This window comes from Moorena sp. SIO4A5, assembly GCF_010672005.1.
GTDB lineage: Bacteria > Cyanobacteriota > Cyanobacteriia > Cyanobacteriales > Coleofasciculaceae > Moorena.
The window spans coordinates 1-3,304 of the sequence record NZ_JAAHHZ010000543.1; the positions used below are offsets into that span (position 1 = coordinate 1).

At 42.5% G+C, this 3,304-nt stretch carries 3 protein-coding genes and 2 pseudogenes; all 5 read left to right on the plus strand.

Annotated elements, in window-relative coordinates; all coding sequences use genetic code 11:
• The first annotated feature begins 586 nt into the window (after nucleotides 1-586).
• The 5 genes and pseudogenes from F6K57_RS42335 to F6K57_RS40690 all read left to right on the plus strand — a co-directional run bounded on the left by F6K57_RS42335 (nucleotide 587) and on the right by F6K57_RS40690 (nucleotide 3,240).
• Complete coding sequence (locus tag F6K57_RS42335; RefSeq protein ID WP_364306199.1) at nucleotides 587-1,342, plus strand: reverse transcriptase N-terminal domain-containing protein; 756 nt, start codon at nucleotides 587-589, stop codon at nucleotides 1,340-1,342.
• Nucleotides 1,326-2,297 (plus strand): group II intron maturase-specific domain-containing protein, encoded by a 972-nt coding sequence (locus F6K57_RS42340; protein WP_364306202.1) that lies wholly within the window; start codon nucleotides 1,326-1,328, stop codon nucleotides 2,295-2,297. Before F6K57_RS42335 ends, F6K57_RS42340 begins: the two co-directional genes overlap by 17 nt.
• 106 nt (nucleotides 2,298-2,403) lie before the next feature.
• Nucleotides 2,404-2,694, plus strand: a pseudogene (locus tag F6K57_RS40680) (hypothetical protein); the annotation flags it as partial.
• 53 nt (nucleotides 2,695-2,747) lie between these two features.
• Nucleotides 2,748-2,837: pseudogene (locus tag F6K57_RS40685) on the plus strand (IS200/IS605 family accessory protein TnpB-related protein); the annotation flags it as partial.
• A gap of 97 nt (nucleotides 2,838-2,934) precedes the next feature.
• Nucleotides 2,935-3,240 (plus strand): transposase, encoded by a 306-nt coding sequence (locus F6K57_RS40690; RefSeq protein ID WP_293063359.1) that lies wholly within the window; start codon nucleotides 2,935-2,937, stop codon nucleotides 3,238-3,240.
• Nucleotides 3,241-3,304: the final 64 nt, after the last annotated feature.

Sequence of the window (3,304 nt, forward strand, 5' to 3'; positions counted from 1 at the left end):
GAAGTGCGACTCGTTAGCTATAAACCTTACCTGCAAAGGTCGGGGGGACTAGCTGCTTGGTTCACCCGAACCATGATAACTTGGCAACCATGGAGGTGTAAATCCTCCCCTCGTGAAATCCGAGTGACAGCCTTACCCTGATTCATGAACATAACAAACTCATGGATTGATGCAAGGGTCAAATAGTGAAGCACTGCTAACCTAATGTGGTGTTAGTAACAGGCAAAGGACTCATGGGTACGCAAGGAAAGTACGTCTGAATCATCGTAAGGATTACGTAGTGAAATAGGCTGACTCACTACAGACAAACGTCAATGGAATACGGTTTGCAAGGTTTTCCCGTCTTGCGAAGATTTCCCACATGTTCCCGGTGAAAAAGTACTACCCTAAAAGTCCACAGAATGGTTGTCAGGAACGAGATAACCGCCATATGTACTCTCAGAAAGGTCGAACATTCTGAGTAGGTAGTTAGCCGCAAGTCATATGGTGGCAAGATTGAGTCAGAAGCTAATGCCTGGGGTAATGCCCAGGATATGCCAACAGACTCACGTTATAGGAAAAGATATAGATGTAAATAGTGATTAATATGTCTAAAACTAGGGGGTTCGCCCCACAGTCGGAATGGAACAAGGTCAATTGGCGAAAGCTAGAAATGACTCTGTTTAAGTTACAAAAACGTATATATCGAGCCTCTCAACGTGGTGACGTTCGCGTAGTAAGAAAGCTCCAAAAGACTCTGATGAAATCCTGGTCAGCTAAAATGATTGCGGTTAGAAGGGTTACCCAAGAGAATAAGGGCAAAAAGACTGCCGGAATAGATGGGATAAAAGCCTTAAATAATAGGCAACGTCTCACCTTAGTAGCCAGCCTAAAAATCTCTAAAAAGGCTCAACCAACCAGAAGAGTATGGATTCCCAAACCTGGACGGAAAGAAAAACGGCCTTTGGGTATACCAATCATGTATGACCGCGCTCTACAGGCACTTACCAAACAGGCTATAGAACCTGAATGGGAAGCTAAATTTGAACCCAACTCTTACGGGTTCAGACCAGGACGCTCATGTCATGATGCTATTGAAGCAATATTCACGGCAACCAATAAAATGCCCAAATGGGTACTTGATGCGGATATTGCCAAATGCTTCGATAAAATTAACCACGATGCACTCCTAAATAAACTAAATACCTATCCATCCATGAGACGCTTAATAAAGTCCTGGCTAAAATCCGGTGTGATGGATAATGGAACATTCTCTTCTACAGATGAGGGTACCCCTCAAGGCGGAGTCATTTCTCCACTAAAGCGCGAATATAGCCCTCCACGGAATGGAAAAAGAGATTAAACAATACGCTGAATCAATGCCTGGATGTAAACGGGATAATAAAAGAGCGCTAAAATTAGTCCGATACGCAGATGATTTTGTCATCATGCATAAAAACCAAAACGTGGTAGAAGATTGCAAGGAAATCATCAATTCATGGTTAAAAGACATGGGATTGGAATTAAAGCCAAGTAAAACCAAAATAGTCCACACATTTGACGGATTCGACTTTTTAGGGTTCAATATCCGTCAATACAAAGTAGGTAAAAACCATTCTAAACAAGGCTTTAAAACCATCATCAAGCCATCCAAAGAAGCAATTCAAAAGCATTATGGACAGCTCTCAGAAGTCATACACAGACATAGAGCTGCCCCACAGGAGGCATTAATAAGCCACCTAAAACCTATTATACGCGGATGGTGTAACTATTACAGAGGAGTCTGTAGTAAAGAAACATTCTCGACAGTAGGATATATGCTTTGGAATAAACTACGAAGATGGGGATATAGGAGACATCCAAAAAAATCAAGAACCTGGGTATACAATAAATACTGGAAAACCAAAATAGAAAAGAATAAAAAACCCTGGGAAGCCCCCAAGGTCGATAACTGGACATTTTCAACTAATAAGGAAAATCTTCCAAAACATGCCGAAACAAAAATTGTAAGACATGTAAAAGTTGAAGAGACCCGTAGCCCCTATGATGGTGACCTTATTTATTGGAACACCAGAATGAGAAAACATCCTGAAATGACCAGTCAAAAGGGAAGGCTTTTGAAAAGGCAAAAAGGGAAATGTGCTCATTGTGGACTTACCTTCAGGAACGGAGATTTACTGGAAAAACATCATATTCTACCGCGCGCATTAGGGGGAAATGACCTAGATAAAAATCTAGAATTATTACACCTCCACTGTCACGACATAAAACATGGAATCAAAATCAATTCTTCAAAATTAGATGAGAAACCATTTTAGAGGTACCAATGACAATGGTTCCTATGATGAGGAGCCGTATGATGCGAAAGTGTCACGTACGGTTTTGAAGACGAGTCGGTGAGGCGACTCACCGGCTTAGTTTAATTTTATCCACCCGAGAAGAGACATAGACCGTCGGGACAAACGACTAAAATCCGTATCCGTACGGGCATCTAAAACGATGGGAAAGGGTGGAAAATTACATAAAGGTTTTTGTTCTAAGACCTATCAAAAATGCCAAAGAATCAACAACCAAATTGGCCACATTGTTTCAAAACGAATTGTTGAGATTGCTGAAAAGTTTAACTCTGAGGCGATCGTGTTTGAGAACCTCAAAGCATGGTTTGAAGTTACCGTAAGAATAGTGGAGCCTTTACAGTTGGCAGGTTATGCATAAAAGGGTTAAAGATTATTAATTAAGGCTCCACTATTCTAAGGTTTCGTCTCCGGAAGCCAAAGGGAGGCCGGAAACGGTCTAACCTTCGACAAAGATTTCATGGATGGCTTAAGGCAAAAATTCGCGATTTTACGGAGACGAAACCTTAGAGTAGTGCAGCCTTACAACAACACCTGTCACCTTTGATGCATAGCCTACCAACTTGCTTTGGCTGCACTACTCTTACGGTAACTTCAAGAAATGAAATGGGCTGAATTAGGTGGCAAAGTAATAGAGGTTGTGGCAGCTTACACCTCGAAGCTTGCCTATGATGGTTCTGGTACGGTTAGACGCAACTCAAGAAATTATGCCCTAGCAACCTTCCCCTCAGCTAAGCGTTTCAATGCCGACCTAAACGGCGCTTACAACATCGGTGCTAGAGGTGTACTTAAGCTCGTTCGCAGAAATGACAACGAGGGTCGTTCCAGCAAAAGCTCTGGACGATCGCCTAGAAGCTGGGCTTGTCTATGTGATTTATGGGCTAGGGGTAGCTCTAAATTAGCATAAGACACCTCCACCTGGCTATCGCCACGCTACGCGAACGGCGATAGCCAGGTGGAGGAAGCTTCAT

What these genes read in the sequence shown, in the direction of transcription:
- F6K57_RS42335 (WP_364306199.1), top strand. Translation starts at nt 587, where the DNA reads ATGTCTAAAACTAGGGGGTTCGCCCCACAGTCGGAATGGAACAAGGTC.
- F6K57_RS42340 (WP_364306202.1), top strand. Translation starts at nt 1,326, where the DNA reads ATGGAAAAAGAGATTAAACAATACGCTGAATCAATGCCTGGATGTAAA.
- F6K57_RS40690 (WP_293063359.1), top strand. Translation starts at nt 2,935, where the DNA reads ATGAAATGGGCTGAATTAGGTGGCAAAGTAATAGAGGTTGTGGCAGCT.